Source organism: Polluticoccus soli (genome assembly GCF_029269745.1).
GTDB lineage: Bacteria > Bacteroidota > Bacteroidia > Chitinophagales > Chitinophagaceae > Polluticoccus > Polluticoccus soli.
The window spans coordinates 789,261-811,368 of the sequence record NZ_JARJHT010000002.1 but is presented as its reverse complement, the minus strand read 5'-3'; the positions used below and the strand labels follow the sequence as shown (position 1 = coordinate 811,368).

The following is a 22,108-nucleotide window of genomic DNA, read 5'->3' as shown; positions in this document are numbered from 1 at the left end:
AAGACGTTTGATCTGATGCTCAGACGCCATGCTTCCTCACCTTCAACACCACCATCTTCGAAGTGGGTGTATTGCTCTTATCTGCAGTGCTGTTGATCGGCACTAACACATTGGTCTCAGGGAAGTACGTAGCGGTACACTGTTCTGGAATATTGAATGCGATAACAATGAATTTATGTGCAACCCGCTCCTTGCCCTCATGGTAGTTGTACAGATCTACCACATCACCAGCCTTCAGCCCGTGTTTGACAATGTCCGTCTCATTCATGAAGATGACACGACGCTCGTTGAACACACCACGATATCGGTCATCAAGGCCATAGATGGTGGTATTGAACTGGTCGTGGCTGCGGATGGTCATCATCATCAGCTCATCCTCCTCGATCTTATGAAAAGTAACATCAGCTACATTGAAATGCGCTTTGGTACTGAGTGTAGCAAACCTGCCTTCGCGGTTTACATTGGGCAGGTAAAAGCCTCCCGGCTTGCGCACACGTTCATTATAACTATCAAAACCCGGTATGGTCAGCTCTATATCGTTGCGGATGTAGTCGTAGTGCTCCAGGTATAGATCCCAGTTCACTTTGCTTCTTGGGCCGAACACTGCCTTTGCCATCCTGGCAACAATAACCGGTTCACTTAGCAACTGGTCAGATATAGGTTTCAATCCGCCTTTCGACATCTGCACCACACCCATCGAGTTCTCGCAGCTGATGAACTGGTTCTCACCATTCATGATGTCTTTATCGCTGCGGCCAAGGCAGGGTAGTATCAGCGCTTCCTCGCCATGCACCAGGTGACTGCGATTGAGCTTGGTCGATACCTGCACCGTCAGCTTGCAGCGTCGTAGTGCTTCGGCAGTGTATTCTGTGTCAGGTGTGGCACTCAGGAAATTGCCGCCCATAGCAAAGAACACTTTGGCTTTGCCTTCGTGCATGGCGTGTATACATTCCACTACATCGTAGCCATAGTGCCTCGGCGGCTCAAAGCCGTACACATGTTTTATTTTATCGAGAAATGACTGCGACGGCTTTTCATAAATGCCCATGGTGCGGTCGCCCTGCACATTGCTGTGCCCACGCACAGGGCAGGTACCAGCTCCCGGCTTGCCGATGCTGCCTTTCAGCAACAATAGGTTCACCACTTCTTTAATAGTATCAACCGAATTTTTATGCTGCGTCAGTCCCATGGCCCAGCAGGCAATGATGCGCTTGCGGTTTTTCAGCATTTCGGCCGCCTGCCTTATCTGCCCTATATCTATGCCACACGCTGCCGATAATTCGTCGACGTTGTACTTGCTAACATTATCTATATACTCGGTATAGCCAATGGTGTGTTCACTAATAAACTCAGGATCGAACACAGTGCCCGGCGCCTTCGCTTCTTCTTCCATCAGCAGTTTGACGATAGCTTTCAACAGCGCCATATCGCCATTCAGCTTCACCTGCAGGAACAGGTCGGTGAGCTTTGCTTTGATGCCTAACGCACCTTTTAAAGTTTGCGGGTTGCTGAAGCTGATAAGGCCAGTTTCTGGTAGCGGGTTCACAGAAATGATCACCGTGCCATTCTCTTTCGCCTTTTGCAAAGCCGATAGCATACGCGGGTGATTGGTTCCCGGGTTCTGACCGAGTATGATAATAGCTTCGGCCTCGTAAAAATCTTCCAGCGTTACAGAACCCTTACCCAAGCCCAGCGATTCGGTCAGCGCCACACCGCTCGACTCATGGCACATGTTCGAGCAGTCGGGCAGATTGTTGGTACCATATTCGCGCACGAACAACTGGTATAAAAACGCAGCCTCGTTACTGGTGCGGCCCGAAGTATAAAACACCGCCTCGTCGGGCGAGTTGAGTTCATGTAATGCTTTAGCTATCTTTTTAAAGGCTTCTTCCCAGCTGATGGGTTGATAGTGCGTAGCGCCTTTGGGCAGGTACATCGGTTCAGCCACCCGTCCTTTCTTGCCTATTTTATAGTCATCCAGCTTTGCCAGCTCAGCTACAGAATTATCGGCAAAGAATTTAGCGGTAAGTTTTTTTGTTGTTGCTTCTTCAGCAATCGCTTTGGCCCCGTTCTCGCAATACTCGGCAATAGGAGAACGCTCATCGTCGGGATCGGGCCAGGCACAGCCGGGACAGTCATAACCATCTTTTTGGTTGAGTGTGAGCAGCGCCTTAAAACCCCTGGAAAAGTCCATTTCACGAAGCACGTGCCGGGCGCTTGATAGCACAGCAGGCACACCAGCAGCTGTAACCTTGGGTTTGGTCAGCTTCATTCCGCCGGTAAACTCTTCCGGGTTCTCTGCATTGGGTATTTGCTGTTCTTCGCTCATAGCATGTCTTACAAATTACGTCATTATTGGCAAGACCGGCCGTCGATATTTGTCAACATGTATAATATTTGCTGAGGCAAAACGTTTTGCTGGTACGATGAGGAACTGTTTGCTGATCATATTACTAGTATTGTACACGCCTTTAGCTTTAGCGCAAAAAACACGCACGCAGCGTTGCGCTCCCGCCGAAAGCCCCAGGCAGAAGTACATACCACTTGTTTCCAGCTATGGCGACATGGAGTTTGGCGCGCGAAAGGCGTTTGTCTACAAATACAACGGTCGCCTTGATGAACATTATTCTTTTATCTCTCATGTGGTGCCATATGGATGCATCAGCTTCAACCAACACCTATTTGGCCGCTTTGAATTGTATGTTGCAGCCGAGGCTTATTTCAACAGGCCCGGCATACGCTTTAAATACGGCACCGCACGCGAGTACATGAGTGAAACCATGTGGGCAGGTTCTATTGGCGGCAGGGCTTTAGCTGGTTTGTCCTGCAACGTGGTGCCGGGCTGGAAGCTGACGGCAGCCCCGGCACTGATCTTCGCCAGCACCTGGGAGTATGCTTATTCAGGATCCTATGGGCGTATGGCCGATCCTACGGTTTCGGGGTACAGCTACAAGTGGGGCAATGAAGGGTTCTACGATAAGTTGTACGCCGGTCTCGACCTGCAAACGGAGCACTTCATTTACCGTGACATCTATTTCAACGCCGGTGTTTCATTCGAGTTTGCTTCACTCATGCCTTTCCAGGGTGAGGTGGAGATGGACTTTGTGGGAGCGGATACACGTACTTTCAAGGCAGATGCCTCGCCATACCTTATAAATGCCAATATCGGGTTAAGCTACCGGTTCGGACAAACCAGTAATTACTGATCCTTCTTTTTCAGCAATGGATTGTCGTAGTTATTCGATTGATCTTCAATAGTATCGTCAAGACACTTAAAGTCTTTCTCCAAGAGCAGGTATAGCTTATTTCCATTTTGCAAGGGCAGGTTATGTTCATACCCAACACGCTCGGTGGCTATCCACTCTTTTATCTGGGCATGCGGCATGAATATGGTGATCTTGTTGGTGCCAAGGGTGCAGTTCATTTGCAGCTCGTCTGAACCCTGCAGCGAATACACGAATAGGTCGGCACCTATTTCCGTACGGCCTTCAACAAAGCCTTTTTCTTCCAGTTCTTTAATATCATTCTTGTCCAGCCTGTAGCGTATCGAGTTGTTCTTTATTCTGAGCTTCATAAGTATGTCGTTATAAAATGATCCTTTGTTCGCCGGTATAGATATTGAACCGGTTGTCCCGCAAAAATCCAATTAAAGTTATGCCAGATTCTTTTGCCATTTGCACGGCCAGGCTCGATGGCGCGCCGACGGCGGCTACTATTTTTATTCCGGCCATGGTGGCTTTTTGCAATAGCTCAAAACTGGCCCTCCCGCTAAGTAGCAGCAAGTGATTGTCCAGGGGAAGCATGTTTCGCTCCAGCACTGCACCTATGAGTTTATCAAGGGCATTGTGCCTGCCTACATCCTCGCGCAGCAACAGCAGATTTCCGCCGGCGTCAAACAGGGCAGAGGCATGTAATCCCCCCGTCGATTCAAAAACATCCTGCTGTTTTCGGAGCAGGTCGGGCAGGGTATATATGAGCCTGGCAGGGTAGGTCAGCTTACCTCCATCCGATGGGATTTTACATACAGTTTTTACTGCATCTATCGACGATTTGCCGCAGACCCCGCAACTTGATGTTGTGTAAAAATTGCGCTCCAGTTTATTCAATTCCAGCTCAACAGTTTCGTCAATTATAATTGTAATAATATTATCATTTGATAAAACAGCTTTTACATGACTGTAATCACTTATGATTCCTTCTGTGAATAGAAAGCCGGTTGCAAGCTCTTTATCGTTGCCAGGGGTACGCATAGTCACAGATAAATTTTTTTGCATGCGTTTATCGGCCGGTCCGTGAACCAGTCTGATCTCAAGTGGTTCTTCAATTGCCAAAACATCATCAGTTTCAGCTATGTGACCCCTGGATACCTTGTGTATTTCCGTCTTGATGATCGCTTCTTCTTTCATAAGTTCGAAATGGAGTTAAAAAGAGCTATTTTGTATTATTATTATTTGTTTTGTATAACTGCAACATCACTTTTTCATAGCCATCAATTGTATCTATACTTTGAATCGCCATTTCATCGCCTGCTTCAATTATATCTGCTGAAACTTCTTTCAATATCCTCTGCAGCGATAGATTTTTTAGTCTAAAGTTTAGCTCTAGTGTGTGTTTTACAATTGATTGATAACCAGCTAATAATGGTTCGTAAAATTCATTGTCAGCATTGTAAAATGCTGCTGCGTTTTCAGATTGAAGTGTTGCTTTAGATAGTTGCTCGATATGAGCTTGTGAAAAGAAGGGATAATCACATCCAACAACCATAAAACTGGCCTCCGGATGCTGCTTGAAAGCAGTGAGCAAAGCAGCCATCGGACCTATGTCTCCGTACTCCGGATCATCCACTAAAACCTCGTATTCTGACGGAATGTCAGGCACCTGGAGGGCATTACAAGAGATAAAAACCCGTTCGCAGTGGGGTTTCATCAGCTCATAAAGATGGTAGCGCTGGGGTTTGCCATGGTAGTTAACCAGGCTTTTGTCGGTGCCCATGCGGCTGCTTTTGCCGCCGCAAACTACCAGGCCATAGCGTGAACTCATTCAAAAAAATTATCATTAATGATCATATCGGTGTTCAATCCATAGCGCTCGCAAGCTTCGTCAAGAAGGTAATTTCTGATCACCAACATCAATTTTTTACTATGGCTAGAATTATTATATGAATTAATTACATGTGTAACTGATGGCTCAAGCCCGGTGTTTTCTTGCAGTTCCAGCGTGCCTACTTCATCAATTATCATCCATTCAGGTTGACGTTCCAGGTCGCGTTCCAGTATCTCGCGGCCAATAGCAAATGCCCTTTTAAGGAAGCGATATCTACCCACCAGCAGGCATTCAGAATCGGGCATATCGTCCTCCGCCTCCATGTGGTAAAACTGGTTTTCGGCAATATCATACAGCATCCGTTTGCCTTCAATATCGGGCGTCAGGATACCTCCTGCGTGCACATTATTATTCCGTAGCCATTGCTGTAAGGTGGTCGTTTTTCCGCTGCGGACAGCACGGGTGAAGATGTATATGTTATGATCGGTCATGAATCGGGTATAGTGTAATTACGATCAAAATAAGCAAAAATGCCGGGTATCGTTTTACTCCGCTATGGTTAGCCGTGGCCAGCCTATAAGCTGGACGCACATAACCCTGTAGTTCAGGCAGCAGGTTCAGTATCTCTTCCAGCGACTCTTTGTGTTTCGACCGGCTTCTTTGTAGCCACTGTTTCAATGCAGCCTTTACCAGTGGATTGATAACGCCAAATATCAATACAAGTGCTGCGAGGGTTCTGAGTATCACATATTCGGCCTTGCCCAGGCCGGCTCCGCCAGCCAGCAGGAATATGCCCGCAATAATACCCATGACCAATAACATTGGCAGCAGCTTGCTCTTTTTCTTTCTGCCGTGGGCAAGTGTTGCTTCCTCCGTCGGGTGCAATTCGCGAAACTGATCGCTGATTATAGCCGCCCGGTTCCTTATCCTTTCCGGCAGGTGCGAAATCCATATACCGAGCAGCAAGCCCCATGCAGCATACAATCCTGTATAGCCCGCTATCAGCCAATAGCTGAAGGACATATCTGCCGGCAAAGAGAATGACTTAATAATATTCTCAAAAAATACATCCAGCGCCTCCCATAGCGATCGCCCATAGATCAGCGTCATAAAGATGAGCTTTTGCAGTGCTGACTCCAGCATAGCAACTATGCCAAACACTACTGAAGCCAACGTAAAATTGGGGATCAACCTGTATAACAGCGCACCAGCCAAACCCTGGAAACCAACCGCTATATACGCCTGCGGTGGTGATTGCGGACTGGCTGCAAATTTCACCAGCATCACCAGCAGCGTTGCTTGCAGCACCTCGCGGTAGCTGAAATGGCTATAACGGGCTATCAGTGCTACCATAACCACTGCTGCCCCCCCTACGAAAATGCCCGTTAAAGGAAGGTGTAGGGCATGCATCCAGCCACCAAGGCCACTTTCTGCCAGCGCCCACAAGGCCGTGAGCCTTGATATCGCTTGATGGTTTTGTTCGTTCTGTCGCACAGTTAAAGGTACGTAAGCTACAGCTTTTCAAGTTTTTGAACTCGCACTGCTTGTCAAAATATGTTAACACAATTTTTTTCTAAACCGTTAAAACACAGGCATTAAGAGCCCGGCGGTATAATTTTTCCTTGTAGTTGGCGGAACTAAAAACCATTTGCTATGAGAGACTTTTTCAGGTTTATGGCAGGAGGAGCAGGCAGATGGGCCAGGGGTATTATAGGTTTTTCTATGCTGGCGTGGGGGTATAACTATGCCGGCGGTATTAATGCCCCTCTTATCATCGCAGGCCTTCTGCCGTTGGCAACCGCAGTATTTGATCTGTGCTTGTTGGCACCGTTATTTGGTTATCACATTAGCGGTAAAGTGATACGCGAAAGACTAGGAACTGCCGGAGAACCCGGTGAAGCATAAAAGCTGTAATAAAACAGGCGTCTCCACAACGCCTGTTTTTTATTTAGGGCAAACTCGCCATACAGATGGCTAGAATATCCAGAACAATCTTATTATCTTTTGGCTTAATAAATACATGGTCATGTATTGCAAGCCTATTCGTTTTATTACCTTTTTTGCCATCCTGCTATTCACTGTTCAGGCAGTTGTTGCCAAAAGCTTTCGTCCCGAAACTTTCCAGGAAAGCTACAGTAAAGCCGCTTCAGATTCCGAACGCATCTATCACCTTGGTAAGCTGGCAGGCTATTATTACGCCATCCGTGAAGATGCAATAGCCGACAGCATCGTTGAAAAACAGATCATGCTGGCTGAAGAGACAAGGAACAAGAATTTGATAACGGCTACTCATTTTAATAATCCACGGTATATACTTCTGGGCACGGTAACGCGTAACAGTCAAAATATTGTTACCAGGGAAGCATCGGCAACTACACTAGAATACATAGAACGAGCATTATCCTACGCCAGGGCCAATAGAGATGATGAGCACATAGTTCAGGGCTATACGCTACTTTCATTGTTTTACCTGCGAGAAGGTGAATTTGAAAAAGCGATGAAGTATGCCAACCATTCATATAGTACTGCCATTATCACCAACAACGATTCTTTAAAAGCTACGAGCGCTCTATGGTTAGGTTGTGTTTACAAAAACCAGAAGAACATTCTCATGGCGTACAAACACTATTCTTACGCCTTCGATATAGCCAATGAAACCCGGCATCCGGTACTTCTTCCATTGGTATACCACTATTTTGCTGATCTCTATGCCAAAATGGGCAAAAAAGAAGAGGCTATCGATTACCTGTTCAAAAGCATTGAGTTGAACAAGTTCAATCACAATAACAGGGGACTTGTTGATGATTACCTTGCGATGGGTATATTTAATGACTATGCAATTGGACTTGAGTATCTTGATAAAGCTGAGGCACTGGCAGAGTCCATAGGTGATCTCTTTGGCGTAATGGAAGCGAGAAAATTTCGTTTCTCATACAAATTGCTTCAGGGAAATGTGAATGAACCGTTGAGATACGTAGCTGATAACCCTGCATTGAAGCATGTATGGGAAAAGACCGGCCCCAACTATTTTGATTGGATCATGGCTGAGGTGTACTATTACGGTGGCAAACCGGAATTAGCTTACCCGTTTTTCAAGACAGCCATGCCTTCATTGGATCAGCGATATAACATCCATATCAAACAGCGTTTCTTCGGCGAACTGGCATCTTACTATCGCGATATAGATAGTATACCACAGGCAATAGCGATGTACGAAAAAACATTGGGAATATGCTACACGACGTCCAGCACCAATTACCTGATGAGCACACTGAACGACCTGAGCCAACTTTACTATCTGAAGCGGGATTACAAGACCGCCTACGATTACAAGCAGAAGTACATGAATTTCAGGGATTCAGTTAATGCCATAGCCAAAGAAGAAGACCTTGCCGTTCTTGAGATCGACAACCTGAATAAAAAGCGTCAGAAAGATGCAGAGCTGCAGGCGCAGGATGAGACACGCAGGCACAATATTCAATACATGGTAATAACGTTATCTATAGCGGCAATATTTACGGTGCTCATATTCCTTGGCTTTTTCCCTGTTTCCCGGATAATGATCCGTATTCTGGGTTTTTTTGCTTTTATCCTGTTCTTTGAATTTGTTATCCTGATCGCTGATCATAAGATACACGACATGATGCATGGTGAGCCGTTAAAGATCTGGCTAGTGAAAATAGTATTGCTCTCCATGTTATTACCGTTGCACCATGTGCTGGAGGAAAAGATGGTGCATTTTCTCAATTCCAAAAAACTGGTCAGGTGGCGACACCGATTCTCTGCAAGAAAAATGGCGCTTGCTGTTATCTCCAGTCTCAAACACCATGAAGAAAATGGGGCCGTTGCCGAACCCCATTCTTCTGAATCAAAATAGTAAAGCGTAAAGATTACCGGTCAGCATCCATACCGCAGGTAGCAGGTGGAGGGCAGATCATCGTTCTCACATTGAATACCTTGTCGCGGTTATACCCCATTAATACTATAGGCTGATTGGTTGCCAGGGGTACCAGAGATGGCTCCATGCTATTATCCCTTACGTATGATTCTGCCGCGGGAGGAGTTAGTGAAGCAAAGTATACGTTGATGGTTTCTCTATTATCTCGCATACACATGTTTACCAATGCCTGCAGATCTTTTACATTCATTGACATTTGTTGCACGCCCACATACTTTGTCTCCGGGCGTGAATAATTGTCTATCATTTCCTTTCCGTACTTTTTGGGTTCAAGAGTAGCAGTCGAGTCCACGTGTTGGCGCTCACATGGCGGGCAATTAGCTGAACCTCCATCGTCGCCGCAGCTTCCGGCCTGGAGGATAATTGCTGAGAGGCAAACTAATAGTGCTTTCATAATACTTGGTCGTGTTTGTGGTTAACGAATAGATTGTCATCAAATATAATTTAATATTTTTTGACATGCAAGAGTAGTTGGCATTTAAAACAAAACGCCGGGCATTTGCCCGGCGCTTGTATCTATCGTAATGGTCGTTGTTATTTTGTCACGGTGAATCGGAGGTTGGCTATTGTTTCACCGTCCTTCAGTTTCAACAGGTACACACCACTGGCAACTTCCGGCATAGCTATTTCTATATTACCCTGGTTTACCAACACTGTGTTGCTGTATACGAGTTGACCTACGGCATTCACTATTTCAGCCCGTACGATCTCTGACTTGCTGATCGCGCCAATGCTTACAGTAAACTTACCATTGTTCGGGTTGGGGTAGAGTGTTACAGCGCCGTTGTCTGTTATATTATTGATCGACGTTGGAAAGCCTACTACTACTGTATCGCTGTTGGCAAGTTTTGGCGATGCGCAGGCATCGTTGCTGGTCACTATGCAGCTGATCTTATCGTTCGGGTGCAGGGTGCTGGCAGCCCAGTTGGCGTTTGTAGCACCTATTATATTCTGTCCGTTGCGCTGCCACTGGTAAGTTGGTTTATAACCACCATTGGTCACGCTCACCATGAAGCTTGCTGGCTGACCCGGTATTGGTTTGGCAGGAGTAGAAATGATCCGCGCTGACGGTGTTACCTGTATGTTCACTATCGCCATTTTAATGGTATCAGTGCTTACTGTTATCGGATCGGTACACACACCTACACTGTGCATGGTGCAGTAGTAAGTGTCGCCGTGGGCTACCGATTGTGTGGTGTACAGTAACGAGTTGGCACCTGAAATGGGTACCTGGTTCTTATACCATTGGTATACCGGTGCAGGGCCGGGGTTGGTTTGTATCGCCACAAAAGTCACCGTCTCACCCTCGCATATTGTGTCATTGGGGCTGGCCCAGCCACCGATGGTAGATACGATGTTTACCTGCACCGCCAGTGTGTCTGGATCAGACACGCAACCGTTCAGGGTAGCGCGAACTATATAATCGCCCGAATGCCAAACTTGCGCCGGGCTGATGGTTGGATTTTGCTGAGTAGAGTTGAAATTGTTTGGCCCGGTCCATTTGTAAGTAGCGCTTGGGATGGTAGATGCCGTCATGTTGAGCGTTGCACCAGCGCACAACACATTGTTGCCGGCAGCTACGGGCGTAGGTGTAGTTACGTGTACCTGCACATTAGTGGTTCCTGCAGGAGATGTACAACCAAGTGCCGTGGCTGTAACTGAATATACGCCTGCGTTTGCTATGCTCACGTTAGGTATCGACGGATTTTGCTGCGTGGAGCTAAAGCTGGCTGGTCCCGACCATGTATAGGTGACACCCGGTGTTGTACTTGCCGCTGTAAGGTTGAGTGTCGTTGTGGGACATACAGGGCTATTGCTGCCTGCGGTTGGTGTGGCGGGTATGATGTTCACTACAACGGTGGTTGTATCCGATGCCACACAACCATCACTGGTTGCTGTTACTATATAATCGCCGGCATGACTGGTTTGAGCATTTATGCGGTTAGGATTTTGCAGGGTCGACGTGAAACTGTTCGGGCCGGTCCAGCTGTATTGGATCGTTCCAGTAGATGTGGTAGTTGTGGTCAGGTTTAGAGTAGAACCTACGCATACCGGGCTGTTGCTGGTGGCATTCAGATTTTGCGGCAACGGTTTAACTCTTATATCCACACCGTTATCGAAAGAAGTTCGGCTAGGATTGGTTGCCACAATGCGTATGCGGTAGCCGTTGCCTGCAGGGGTGTTTTTAGGTATCACACAAACAATGGTATCATCAATAATGCTTGATTTGGTACCGATCACGTTAGGTACGCCAAAGACGCCAGCCGCATTCGAAAGTTGTACGCTAAAAGTATTACCCGGCTGGAAACCATAGGTTACACCATATTTTACTTTCAGTGTATCGCCAGGACAGAAAACAGTATCGTAGAATGGTTGCTTAATATAAACGATGGTGTCGGTAATAAAGCTGGCAATAAACGCATCATAAGTGCCGCCCAGGGTAGTCTGGTGAGCATTTGTAGTTGCAATACCATTGCTGCTTAGTGTGTACCCCGACAGGTAGACAAAGCCTGCAGGGCTCCAGGCGCAGTTGCCATAACCCCATTCGGTATTCGACCCACCGTAATAAGTACCCCATGATGGGAAACCGGTATTTTGGTTCATCTCTATCAGGAACGCATCTGTTCCACCGCCAAAGGTTGTCTGGTATGCACCCGTAGTGGCTATGCCGGAAGTGCTGTAGGTCGCGCCGCTCACATACAGGTACAGTCCCGGTGTACAAGCCAGTCCCCATGCATAGTCCTGGTTGCTGCCGCCGATATAAGTACCCCATTGACGTACGCCTGCTGCATCGAACTTAACGAGGAAACCATCGTATACTCCGCCTATTGTTGTTTGATAAGCTCCTGCAGTTGCTATGGCGTTGGTACTATAGGTGTGGCCAGATGCGTACAGGTTACCAAATGCATCACAATCCAGGTCATAAACCCAGTCCTGGTTGCTGCCGCCATAGTAGGTACCCCATTGCAATACGCCCGAACCATTGAACTTAGCAATAAAGCCGTCGTAAGTGCTGGTGCCTCCGTGGGTGGTCTGGTGAGCGCCTGGCGTTGCCATGCCGCTGCCACTGTTTGTCCATCCGCCTACGTATATGTTACCGCTTGGGTCGCAGGCAGATCCCCAGTTTTCTTCATAGCCTGAATCGCCGTAGTAAGTACCCCACAAGCGCACGCCCGCGCTGGTGAACTTTACCACGTAGGCATCACTGACGTTTGAACTTGTATTCAGCGAAGTTTGGTGAGCGCCTGCAGTTGCAATGTTATTAGTGCTCCAGGTTTCGCCGCACAGGTATACGTTTCCTGAAGGATCGCAGGTCACGTGACCTCGATCTTCACTGCCGCTGCCGCCATAGTATGTTGCCCATAGTCTCAATCCATTCGTGTTGAATTTAACCATCAGCGCATCATTGCTGCCACCCATGGTAGTTTGATGGGCTCCTATAGATGCCAGGTTTGCTGAGCTGGTAGTATAACCCGATGCATAAAAATTGCCCGAAGGGTCACATTCTGCTGCCCAGAACCAGTCGGAACCCGCGTCGCCGTAATACGTGCCCCATTGACGTACGCCTGCAGAGTTGAACTTTACTGCATAGGCATCCTGCATATTGGTAGAATTGATCGAAGTTTGGAACGCGCCCACAGTGGCTATATTGTTCGAACTATTGGTCCATCCCGCAGCAAATACGTTACCTGTATTATCAGCCGCAAGGCCATAAGCCCATTCGTTGTTAGAGCCGCCGTAATAGGTACCCCAGTTGATGGTGGGGTCTATCACCAATGTACCGTCAAAAGCAGCAACATCGAAGCTGAGCACGTCGTTGTTCAGCACAAACTTTGACGCAACTTCCGTTTTGGTTTCAGCATTGTAGCTATACGGTTTCTGTTCGGTGATCGAACCTAATTCTGTAATGGCGGTCAGCGCGCCATCTTTCATCTCCAGTGAGCTGGCACCGGCAAACTTCAGTTTGATATCGGCAGGGTTACCGCCCGGATGAACCACGAAGTCATACTTCAGCTGCCCATTGTTGGTGTACAACACCCAGTCGATATTCGGATAAATGTTTTTGTAGGTAACCTTGTTGTAAGTTGACGCTGTTATCGCGTTGCCTGCTGTTTGCTGCAGGTAATAATTCTCAACATACACTTGCTTGTCTTCGCTTATAGCAATGGCATTTTTATTAGCACCTATAAGGGTAACGTCCATCCTGTATATAGTCGCTTTGCCTTGCTTCGTTAACTCAGCCTTCAGCAGGTCATACATTTCGTGAGGAGCAGTTCCTTCAGGCATTTTGAAGTCATTGTCCAGCTTTGTCCATTGATAGTGGATGGCCCCATCGCCGATGAACGCGTTGATGCCCGGACTGCTTAGTTTGTAATCAATATCCTTTCGCGGCTTACGGTACTGGTCCATAAGCTGTCCTTTATTTTCTATAAAAGACAAAGGTTTGTTTTGCTGTTCAGGTTTTGAGATGCGTGCACTTGCCTGCATCGTCAATAAACAACAGATAAGGGTTAATACCTTTGGAAGGGTATAGTTGTTCATTTTTTGTGTCGTTTAATTGATAGTAAATTACCGAAATATCATAAAAAACTGACCGTAAATGAAACAAAGAGATTAAAAACAGATTAAAACAACTTCAGCGGTTTTTAGCTGATGGCCCGGTAAGACAAGAGGAGCGTAACCAGCCATATTGCAATGATCAAAACGGCGAACGCCCAGTTGCTTTTTTTCAGCCTTTCGGGATTTGTTTTTGCAGCGGCCCTTGCTTCATCCAATACCTCTTTCGGTATCATGCGGAGGGAGAGCCGGATAAGGACCGGCACAATGATCAGATCGTCTAAAATACCCAGCACGGGTATGAAATCAGGAATGAGGTCGATCGGGCTTAACAGGTAGCCTACAGTGACACCCACCAGCAACTTTGCAAGCACCGGCGTCCGCTTGTCTTTATAAGCCAGCACCAGTACCTGCAGCTCCGACTTTAATTTCCGGCTAGCCTGTTTTAGCTTGTTGAGCAACTTCACGGTATACTCCATACAAGTAGTTTGCCATTAGTTTGTACCTTCATACTAAACCTCCCCTCAATGAATTACCTCCTCTATGGCCAGGAAACTCCCCGGCTCACTTTCAACCGTGTAGATCTCAAATATGCCGATGCCTGGCTGAACCTGTTCAAAGAGCAAGGTGTTGCCCGCTTTGTAGGATTGGATCACTTGCCTACGCCTGAGGATCAATGCAACCAATGGTTCGAACGGGCGTTTACACGTATCGACAATGGCCTGGGAGGACTCAATGCACTGGTGAGTAAAGAAACAGGAGAACTAATAGGCCAGAGCGGACTGCTGGTGCAGGTGGTTGATGAACAAACTCATCTGGAAGTAGGATACTCTATACTGCCGCAGTACTGGCGCCAGGGATATGCTATCGAAGCCGCTTCAAAGTGCCGCGACTGTGCTTTTGAAATGGGGCTGACCGATACGCTCATTTCAATCATTCACACGGAAAACCACCCATCGATGGCAGTGGCTGAGGCCAATGGTATGAAACGATGGAAAACAACTCGACCGGGAAGAGTGGGAGCGAATTAAAACGTCTTAAGCTTGATCAGAGAAATAAAAAAAGCCCTCCTGGCAAGGAGGGCTTTTCAATTGGACTAAATTGATTGATTAGCTGTTTATCATTTGAGAACCGTTCAGGTAAGCTTGCTCAGGATAGTACAGGAACATTGCAGAGCCATTCTTGATTTTATCTATCACTTCAGCAGCCACATCATTCGGAAGGGCAGGGCAACCTTGACTGCGGCCCATATAGGCAGAGTTCACACGACCTGCATTTACATAATCTGCCGCATGTACGACGATCGCGCGGGCTTCTGCGTTATCGTTAAAGCCTTTTTCAATACCCGACAGTTTCAGCGACGTACCATGTTTTCCACTATAGGTACCTTTTGTTAAATAAAAGCCAAGACTACTCTTGTTCGATGATGGTACGTTAGAGAAACTATTCGCCTGGTCTACACCGGTATTTTTACCGTGAGCCACAAATGTATTCGTTACCAGTTTCTTACTGATCATATCAATCAGGTAGAAACGCTTGGCACGCGACGACTGGCTAAAGTCAACGATCGTCAAATAACGTTCATTGCCCAGGCGGTGTGCTCCTTTCAGCTTTTCATAACCTTTAGCGGCCAGTTCAAACGCCTGCTTAGACAGACCCGCGGCCTGCAGGTTCATCTCGTTATACAGGTTAGCAACTGTAGATACAGTATTAGTAGCTACTGCAGCAACTTTTGTAACCGGGGTACTGGCACTTGCTGTTGCTGGTACGCTCACCCTTTCTGCTACCGGACGTTCAGCACCGGCAAACGAAACAAATGAGGCTGATATTAGGGCGATAAATGATGTTGCAATTATTGACTTCTTCTTCAAATTCATAGTGTTTCTTCTTTGGTTAAATGCTACGCAAAGATAGGCAATTTATTGCCCTTTTTGGGCAATAATGGAAACAATATGAATCTCTTATGATTTAAGTTAAAATTATATGTGTTTGAAAAATGCTAATGCTTTTACTTCAGCTCTATCCATACCGGCGCGTGGTCGCTGCTCTTTTCCCAGCCGCGAACATGGTGGTCAACACCGGCAGCCTTTAGTCGCTTGTCTACATGCTTGCTAAGCAGGAAGTGATCGATGCGCAATCCTGCATTGCGCTCGTATGCATTGCGGAAGTAATCCCAGAATGTATAGATCACTTCGCCGGGGTGCAGCTTGCGCAGCGCATCGGTCCACCCCTGGTCTAATAGCTTTTGAAACGCAGCTCTTATCTCGGGCCTGAAGAGTGCATCATTCACCCAGCGCTCAGGTTTGTATACGTCTATCTCGGTGGGCATCACGTTGTAGTCACCTGTCAGCACTACAGGAATGTCCAGTGTCCAAAGCTCTGCAGCATGTGTTATGAAACGTTCAAACCAGTTGAGCTTGTATTCAAACTTTGGTCCCGGTGCAGGGTTGCCGTTGGGCAGGTATAAGCAACCCACTATGATACCATCCACCTTTGCCTCTATATACCTGCTGTGTTCATCCTGCGGATCGCCGGGCAGCACACGCCTCATTTCCATTATATCGCCCGACTTTGATAAGATCGCTACGCCATTCCAGCTTTTCTGTCCGTGCCAGATGGGTGTGTACCCAAGGTCGCGGATCTCCTTCTCGGGAAATTTCTCCTGCGGCGCTTTCAGTTCCTGCAGGCAAACTATATCAGGTGCAGCTTCTTCCAGCCAGCGCAGCAATACCGGCAGGCGTCCGTTCACTCCATTCACGTTGTATGTGGCGATCTTCATAGCAATCTCTTATCAGGCTAAGTTAAGCGGAAACGAAAAACGAGCACAAGAAAAAAACATTCAACCCGTCACCGGCGATCGCATGGACGCTTCGGGTTTATCAGGTACCATCCAATCCAGGAGCCGCGCTATGAGTTTTACAAAAGGCAGGAACAGGATAACACCCAGTACATTGAACATGATATGGCCCGTTGCTACCTGTTGCGCCAGGCTGGCTCGCCCCGAAAGAAAATAGATAAAATGTACGAACGGCTGAAAGAAGATAAGCCCGAGTATGATACTCACCAGGTTAAAACCAAGGTGAAACAAACCCGTCTTTATCGCCTGCCTGTTGGAACGGATGGTTGCTATCAACGTATCTGAGCAAGTGCCCAGCTCTGCACCCAGCATTACTGCCAGCGCGCCCGGCAGTTCTATCAATCCTTTCTTGGCCAGTGTTATGACGATACCTACCGTAGCGCTCGATGATTGGATGATGAGTGTAACTAATGCACCCGCGCCTGCGCCTTTCAGTGGGTTGTTCAATCGGTGCATCCATTGTATAAAAGTTCCGTCATCACGCAGCGGTTCTACTGAGCGCTCCATGGTATACAAGCCAAAGAACAGTATGCCGAAATAGATAAGCGCCCTTGCTGTTTTCGAAAGCCTGTCGCTGCGGCTGAACAGGCTCATGATAACACCTGCTACGATGGCGATGGGTGAATATTTACCAATATCCAGCGCTATGAGCTGAGAGGAGAAGGTAGTACCGATATTGGCGCCCATCACGATACCCATAGCATGGTGAAAGGTCAGCACCCGTGCGTTGACAAGCACGATGGTGAGGATGATAACTGCTGATGATGAATCGAGTATGATGGTGACAATAAGACCTGTGAGAATGGAGGAAAGGATATTGGAGACGTATTTCCTGATGACGTGCCTCGCCTTATCGCCCAGCAGATCGTTGAGTGTGGTAGACAGCATGTTGACAGCGAACAGGAACAAACCGAGGCCGCCAAGCACAAGCAATATGATCTCCATGCGCTACAGTGCAGCAAAACTATTCCAGTATGGGTTATCTCTGGGTTAGTTTTACACGCTATCATGTTAACTGCTGAATATGAAACAGAGTATGATATACATAACGCGCTGTCTTAAATAGCATTGCAGCAGCAGTTATATATAACGGCACATTCACGTTTAAAGGCTTAGTTTTATAGAAGAAGTTGACGACCGAAATTCATCAGATATGAGTAAGATGACAGTACTGATAGTAGAGGACGACAGAGATGAGCAGGAGTTCATGATGGACGCGTTTGTGCGGAACTGCTCGGGCTGCCAGGTTGAATTTGCGAACAACGGGCTGGAGATGACTGAGCTCCTGGCGCCGGGCGAGAACGGCGAGCCGCCGGTTTTACCGTCTATTATTTTACTCGATCTCAATATGCCCATCAAAGATGGCTACGAAGCCCTCAAAGAGATAAGGGAAACACCGGAGCTCAAAGACATCTGTGTAGTAGTGGTCACCTCATCGGGCCACCCTGAAGAAGAGCAGCGTTGCAAAAACCTGGGCGCCAACAATTTTTACCACAAGCCGATCTCTCTCGGCGAATACGATACCATGGTCCGCGAGATCATCAGCGAGGATATGCATATCCCGCTGAATAAGCCCGCTAAGAAGCACCAGTGATTTCACAGTTATTAGTATGGTATGACAACAGCGGTGGTCAACTAAGCCGTGTCATCCCGGCCTGCTCCATGGTCTTGATGCCCAACACTATCCTGGTATTGGGACTGAGCTCCAGCACCATTTCGTTGATAATATCAAGGTATTGGTAGACATCCAGGCCTACTTCTACAAAAGGAAGATCGGGCAGGCCTGTTTTGGCGTAAAAGCTAACGTTCTCGGCTTCTACCACGTACGGCTCTGGGTCAAAAACGATACGCGCTTTTTGTCCGCCGCGTATGTCTTTATTGATAGGCCACATGGTCATGGCCAGCAGGTACAGGTTTGCCAGCGTTATCAGCAAATAACCGGGAATGAGAAAAACGGAATAGGTCAGTACCTCGTGCAGATGATGCGGCCAGCCCGTAGTCAGAAATATCAGCAGTAGCAAGCCCCCGTACAGCGCCAACGGTACCAGGTACGTGATCTGCAACCGCTTCACATTAGTGCGCCATCGCTGCGCACGTACCCGCTGCAGCACCTCCATGTCCTTATCGGTTAGTGGTGCATAGTCTATAAAGCCAGGGTAGCGCATGGTTTAAAGATAGGGTGGATGGGGTGGAGGTGCAAGAATGAAGTGGAGTTGAATAGGAATCACTTTTTTATTATTACTGCCGGCTGATTTAATATCATCTTTTCTCCTTTATGCAGTGTCAACAATGCAGGTGGTGCATTATCTTCTCCCATTACTATAATACTGCATTCGTAGACGTATTCTTTGTTTTTGAAAATAAAACTGTGATTGCCACCGGTTCCATCAAATTCAATTTCTCCATTTTCAATAACAATATCTGGTTGCTCACTCATAGGTGCTGGCAGGGTCCAGGAAGCGTATCGAAAGTTGTTCTCGCCTAGGTCATCTATTCTGATCCTGTATTTTTTCGTTTCAAGGATGTGTAGTGGCCTATCAAATGCCTTGATCGATTCGTGCAATTTGCTTCTCTCTTGTTCGATCAGGTCACTTCTTCTTTTTGTTTCTATTTCTGATTGATAATTTACAGCCAGCAGCCTACCATCGTAGTCAAGCCAAATGTCACCATCCAAAAACATGATTCCTCGCCACCCGACTGCTGACCAATCCTTATCTGGTTTAGAATTTATTATCATTTTAATAAGGCGATCATCAAATACTTCATTATATCTGATCAGAAACTCATTTCGGTTCTTTATTGAGGGAAGAGGATATTGCCTTTCAAACGGGAACTCGACAAGTTTAGCTATTTCATCCTTTTTTTCATGCTTAACATAGTCAATAAAACGGGAAACCGACGTTTTACTTTCATTCTCCATTTCCTGACCGAAGACGGAAATGAAAGACAGAGACAGGAAGAATGTGGCAAGCAGATTTTTCATAGATTGGCTGTAGTAAACGCTTGCGTAAATTTACGATCTGGTATCTCGAGTTGCAAGCCTGGGGTAACGAGTGAATTGGTTTCTAAAGGTTAATACTATTTAGCCCGAAAAATCGCCTTAATGGTTGCCAACACTTCTTCTGGAAACTGCATCACCAACCCACTTTCAAAGCGCAGTACCGTTATAAAATTTTCCTCAAGAAATTTTGTTCGCTTTTCGTCGTGCGTTCTTCCTTCCTCCGTGAAATGGGCTTCACCATCCAGTTCAATACAAAGTCTCTCCGAGGGACAATAGAAGTCGAGTATATATCCACCCACGCTATGTTGTCGTCTGAATTTCTTTCCCTCAAGCCCGGAGCCTCTCAGCAATTTCCATAATTCCTTTTCGCCCTGAGTAGCATTATTTCTCAGGTTTTTCCTTAGAGCTTTTAGATCGGATCTATTGTGGAGTTGCATGGTACCTGAAATTAATAAATAATTTCCTTCCCCTCCTTGTTTTAAGGAGGGGTGCAGGGGTGGTTGAAAAGCTGAGGAGAGTAGTGAGGTCTCATGTTTTGCACTTAGCTACGATTTAGCTGTGTTACAAATCCTCATCAACCACCCCCGGCCCTCCTCAAGTTGAGGAGGGGGCTTCCTTCTTTTTCCCCTCCTTGTTTTAAGGAGGGGTGCAGGGGTGGTTAAAAAGCTGAAGAAAGTGGTGAGGCCTCATGTCTTGCACTTGGCTACGATTTAGCTGTGCTACAAATCCTCATCAACCACCCCCGGCCCCTCCTCAAGCTGAGGAGGGGAGATGTTGTTTCGTTTTTATTTACTTATTTTTCGTATATTTGTGTTATGAACAAATAACCGATAAAATCACCCTATCATGAATGCCAACCAGGAAACCTTCCTGCGCGAGTACTTGCGCACGGGAGACAAACGCCAAGCCTATCAGGCTGCTTATCCCAAAGCCAACGAATCATCGCTCAAGAACGCAGCCAACCGCCTGCTGCAAAACAACCCCGAGATCGCAGCCGCTGTAAATGCCAAAACAGCCGCGTGGCAGCAGGAAGCAGAAGAGGAGGGGAAAACCCGCGTAAAATTCAAATACCTCACCCAGCAGCGCGCCAAACAGATCCTAACCCTTACGGCAGAGGGCGTGCTGGAAAGCGATAAGGTCTGGCGCACGACCAATGGTTTTGTTACGCACCCCGTCACGCCCAGCCATGCGCAGATACTGAGCGCCATACATAAATACGCCATGATGGAAGGGTGGTACCAAAAGGGGAGAGCCGCAGGGGAGAAGAAAGAAAAAGAAGAGAAGTCTAAAGAGCCGGTGAGATTTAGGATATACATGAACAAGCTGCCCTGGGAAGAATACAACACGGTAACCCGCAATACCATGGAGGCTTATTTCGATCCCGATGGTCCAACGTGGCGCTGCCAGCCAGACAATAATCATACAGCCCACCAATTCCTTCCGCTGCAAAAAAAGCGCGAAGAGAAAAGAGATGCGGAACGTGCAGCCCGCATGACGCCGCAACTAAAACAGGAAGAAGAGCAGGCGATAAAAGAATTCAACGCCCGCCCCGTAGACGACGACGGATACCAGCATCATGAAAAGATCATAGAAGGACTGGTAACGGAATACTGCAAGAATCCCGACCCTGCAAAACTGGAAACCCTTACCGCCATCCAAACCATGTGCGGACTCCGTTTCCTCCACCACCGCCACCGCTACGAAGCCGAACACGCAGCCGGCTGGCAATTCCACCCATTCAATCATGCACTGATAAAACCGGTAAATAGCAATTGTCATTCTGAGCGCAGCGAAGAATCCCCCGGGAGTCAGCATCCAGTCCAATCGAAAGACGCAATAACACAAAACGAAAGCCCAATCGATAGTCACCTCCCCTTAGCCGCGCCATCAAAATCAGCGCTAGCGGCGAGGGGAGGCCGGGAGGGGTCAAACCGACAACAAACGACAACAACAGCCCCCTTACAAGGGGGCGCGGCTTGCCAAACTGCGACGCAAGATAAAAGCCGGGGGGATGTCCACTCGCAAAGAGAAAAAGCCCAACCGGAGCGAGAACCACCACCCAAACCCACACATCTCCAACTCCTAAAGCAAGGCTACACACCCCTAAACGAGCTCCTGCAAGACGAATACGACTACTACCTGAAGAACCAGTGCAGCACCACCTACAAGCAACTCAACGACCTGCGGAAATTTGCTAAACACCGCAACGCACCACCAGAAACCAAAGCACAAATAGAACAGGAAACCAGCTGGCTCTATCACCCCGACGACCCAAACTACGCCAAACGCCAGCCAGGTATCCCACTCGTCAGGACCAGGTTTAAAGGGCCACCCGGCATTGTCTGAACCGCTGATTAAAAATGATTAAAATGATTTCGCAGATTTCGAAAACCGGCATGAGCGACGAAAGCGTTAAGAAAAATGGTGGAACGGAGCGACCGCATTGAAAGTCACAGTAGCGATGAAAAGTAGAGATCAACATTGCCCGGCATATACTACAGCAGATGATAATAAGCTATTTCAATGCAGCGTAGTGAAGGCGTTTTTTAGCTTGAGTCGCTAAGCCTTGACTTTTTCTTGCTTCTTCTTTTGTTTCAAGACAAAAGAAGAAGGGGTGAGAAAAGCAAAAAAGCCCAATGAAACAGATATGCCCCAAAAGCCAAATAAGAGATTCGACCGACAATATGTCCCC

Annotated in this window: 21 protein-coding genes; 6 read left to right on the top strand and 15 right to left on the bottom strand. The window is 47.3% G+C overall.

Annotated elements, in window-relative coordinates; genetic code table 11:
- Positions 1-19: 19 nt before the first annotated feature.
- On the bottom strand, positions 20-2,329 hold the full coding sequence (locus P2W83_RS14325) for an FdhF/YdeP family oxidoreductase (RefSeq protein WP_276134437.1): 2,310 nt from the start codon (positions 2,327-2,329) through the stop codon (positions 20-22).
- A gap of 97 nt (positions 2,330-2,426) precedes the next feature.
- Here P2W83_RS14325 and P2W83_RS14320 point away from each other — a divergent pair, with 97 nt between their 5' ends.
- Positions 2,427-3,206: a hypothetical protein gene (locus P2W83_RS14320; RefSeq protein ID WP_276134436.1), complete on the top strand. Its 780-nt coding sequence runs from the start codon at positions 2,427-2,429 to the stop codon at positions 3,204-3,206.
- Here P2W83_RS14320 and P2W83_RS14315 read toward each other — a convergent pair.
- The 5 genes from P2W83_RS14315 to P2W83_RS14295 are packed head-to-tail and all read right to left on the bottom strand — an operon-like array spanning position 3,200 to position 6,537.
- Entirely contained in the window at positions 3,200-3,574 is a 375-nt protein-coding gene (locus tag P2W83_RS14315) for a DUF7009 family protein (RefSeq protein WP_276134435.1), read from the bottom strand. The genes P2W83_RS14320 and P2W83_RS14315 overlap by 7 nt on opposite strands.
- Before the next feature lie 10 nt (positions 3,575-3,584).
- Complete coding sequence (fdhD, locus tag P2W83_RS14310; RefSeq protein ID WP_276134434.1) at positions 3,585-4,406, bottom strand: formate dehydrogenase accessory sulfurtransferase FdhD; 822 nt, start codon at positions 4,404-4,406, stop codon at positions 3,585-3,587.
- 25 nt (positions 4,407-4,431) lie between these two features.
- A complete protein-coding gene (gene mobA, locus P2W83_RS14305; protein WP_276134433.1) occupies positions 4,432-5,040 on the bottom strand; it encodes a molybdenum cofactor guanylyltransferase in 609 nt (202 codons plus the stop codon).
- Positions 5,037-5,534, bottom strand: a complete 498-nt coding sequence (locus P2W83_RS14300) for a nucleoside-triphosphatase (RefSeq protein WP_276134432.1) — start codon at positions 5,532-5,534, stop codon at positions 5,037-5,039. The genes mobA and P2W83_RS14300 overlap by 4 nt, the downstream gene beginning before the upstream one ends.
- Positions 5,521-6,537, bottom strand: a complete 1,017-nt coding sequence (locus tag P2W83_RS14295; protein WP_276134431.1) for a hypothetical protein — start codon at positions 6,535-6,537, stop codon at positions 5,521-5,523. Before P2W83_RS14295 ends, P2W83_RS14300 begins: the two co-directional genes overlap by 14 nt.
- Before the next feature lie 159 nt (positions 6,538-6,696).
- On the opposite strand from P2W83_RS14295, the gene P2W83_RS14290 reads away from it, so the two are divergent.
- Together P2W83_RS14290 and P2W83_RS14285 are read left to right on the top strand one after the other, a co-directional pair.
- The gene (locus tag P2W83_RS14290) at positions 6,697-6,948 is read left to right on the top strand and encodes a YgaP family membrane protein (protein WP_276134430.1); all 252 of its coding nucleotides are present in this window, start codon (positions 6,697-6,699) and stop codon (positions 6,946-6,948) included.
- A 121-nt stretch (positions 6,949-7,069) separates the two neighbouring features.
- Positions 7,070-8,920: a tetratricopeptide repeat protein gene (locus P2W83_RS14285; protein WP_276134429.1), complete on the top strand. Its 1,851-nt coding sequence runs from the start codon at positions 7,070-7,072 to the stop codon at positions 8,918-8,920.
- A gap of 13 nt (positions 8,921-8,933) precedes the next feature.
- Here P2W83_RS14285 and P2W83_RS14280 read toward each other — a convergent pair whose 3' ends face one another.
- From P2W83_RS14280 to P2W83_RS14270, 3 genes are all read right to left on the bottom strand, one after another.
- A complete protein-coding gene (locus tag P2W83_RS14280) occupies positions 8,934-9,395 on the bottom strand; it encodes a hypothetical protein (protein ID WP_276134428.1) in 462 nt (153 codons plus the stop codon).
- A 140-nt stretch (positions 9,396-9,535) separates the two neighbouring features.
- Positions 9,536-13,543, bottom strand: coding sequence for a DUF7948 domain-containing protein (locus tag P2W83_RS14275; RefSeq protein WP_276134427.1), 4,008 nt, complete (start codon positions 13,541-13,543; stop codon positions 9,536-9,538).
- Positions 13,544-13,647: 104 nt separating this feature from the next.
- The gene (locus P2W83_RS14270) at positions 13,648-14,037 is read right to left on the bottom strand and encodes a YkvA family protein (RefSeq protein ID WP_276134426.1); all 390 of its coding nucleotides are present in this window, start codon (positions 14,035-14,037) and stop codon (positions 13,648-13,650) included.
- Between the two features lie 48 nt (positions 14,038-14,085).
- Between P2W83_RS14270 and P2W83_RS14265 the strand changes: the two genes are divergently transcribed.
- Positions 14,086-14,589, top strand: coding sequence for a GNAT family N-acetyltransferase (locus P2W83_RS14265; protein ID WP_276134425.1), 504 nt, complete (start codon positions 14,086-14,088; stop codon positions 14,587-14,589).
- Positions 14,590-14,667: 78 nt separating this feature from the next.
- Here P2W83_RS14265 and P2W83_RS14260 read toward each other — a convergent pair whose 3' ends face one another.
- From P2W83_RS14260 to P2W83_RS14250, 3 genes are all read right to left on the bottom strand, one after another.
- Positions 14,668-15,435, bottom strand: coding sequence for a murein L,D-transpeptidase catalytic domain family protein (locus P2W83_RS14260; protein ID WP_276134424.1), 768 nt, complete (start codon positions 15,433-15,435; stop codon positions 14,668-14,670).
- A 131-nt stretch (positions 15,436-15,566) separates the two neighbouring features.
- Positions 15,567-16,337, bottom strand: a complete 771-nt coding sequence (gene xth / locus P2W83_RS14255; RefSeq protein ID WP_276134423.1) for an exodeoxyribonuclease III — start codon at positions 16,335-16,337, stop codon at positions 15,567-15,569.
- Between the two features lie 60 nt (positions 16,338-16,397).
- Positions 16,398-17,360 carry a Na/Pi cotransporter family protein gene (locus tag P2W83_RS14250; protein ID WP_276134422.1) on the bottom strand — a complete coding sequence of 321 codons (963 nt, stop codon included), beginning with the start codon at positions 17,358-17,360 and terminating at the stop codon, positions 16,398-16,400.
- Positions 17,361-17,568: 208 nt separating this feature from the next.
- On the opposite strand from P2W83_RS14250, the gene P2W83_RS14245 reads away from it, so the two are divergent.
- Positions 17,569-18,009, top strand: a complete 441-nt coding sequence (locus tag P2W83_RS14245; protein WP_276134421.1) for a response regulator — start codon at positions 17,569-17,571, stop codon at positions 18,007-18,009.
- Positions 18,010-18,046: 37 nt separating this feature from the next.
- Here the strand turns inward: P2W83_RS14245 and P2W83_RS14240 are convergent, their stop codons facing one another.
- The 3 genes from P2W83_RS14240 to P2W83_RS14230 all read right to left on the bottom strand — a co-directional run bounded on the left by P2W83_RS14240 (position 18,047) and on the right by P2W83_RS14230 (position 19,853).
- Entirely contained in the window at positions 18,047-18,580 is a 534-nt protein-coding gene (locus P2W83_RS14240; protein WP_276134420.1) for a hypothetical protein, read from the bottom strand.
- A 59-nt stretch (positions 18,581-18,639) separates the two neighbouring features.
- Positions 18,640-19,398 (bottom strand): hypothetical protein, encoded by a 759-nt coding sequence (locus P2W83_RS14235; protein WP_276134419.1) that lies wholly within the window; start codon positions 19,396-19,398, stop codon positions 18,640-18,642.
- 95 nt (positions 19,399-19,493) lie between these two features.
- Positions 19,494-19,853, bottom strand: a complete 360-nt coding sequence (locus P2W83_RS14230; protein WP_276134418.1) for an endonuclease domain-containing protein — start codon at positions 19,851-19,853, stop codon at positions 19,494-19,496.
- 409 nt (positions 19,854-20,262) lie between these two features.
- Between P2W83_RS14230 and P2W83_RS14225 the strand changes: the two genes are divergently transcribed.
- Entirely contained in the window at positions 20,263-21,762 is a 1,500-nt protein-coding gene (locus P2W83_RS14225) for a hypothetical protein (RefSeq protein WP_276134417.1), read from the top strand.
- The last annotated feature ends 346 nt before the right edge of the window (positions 21,763-22,108 follow it).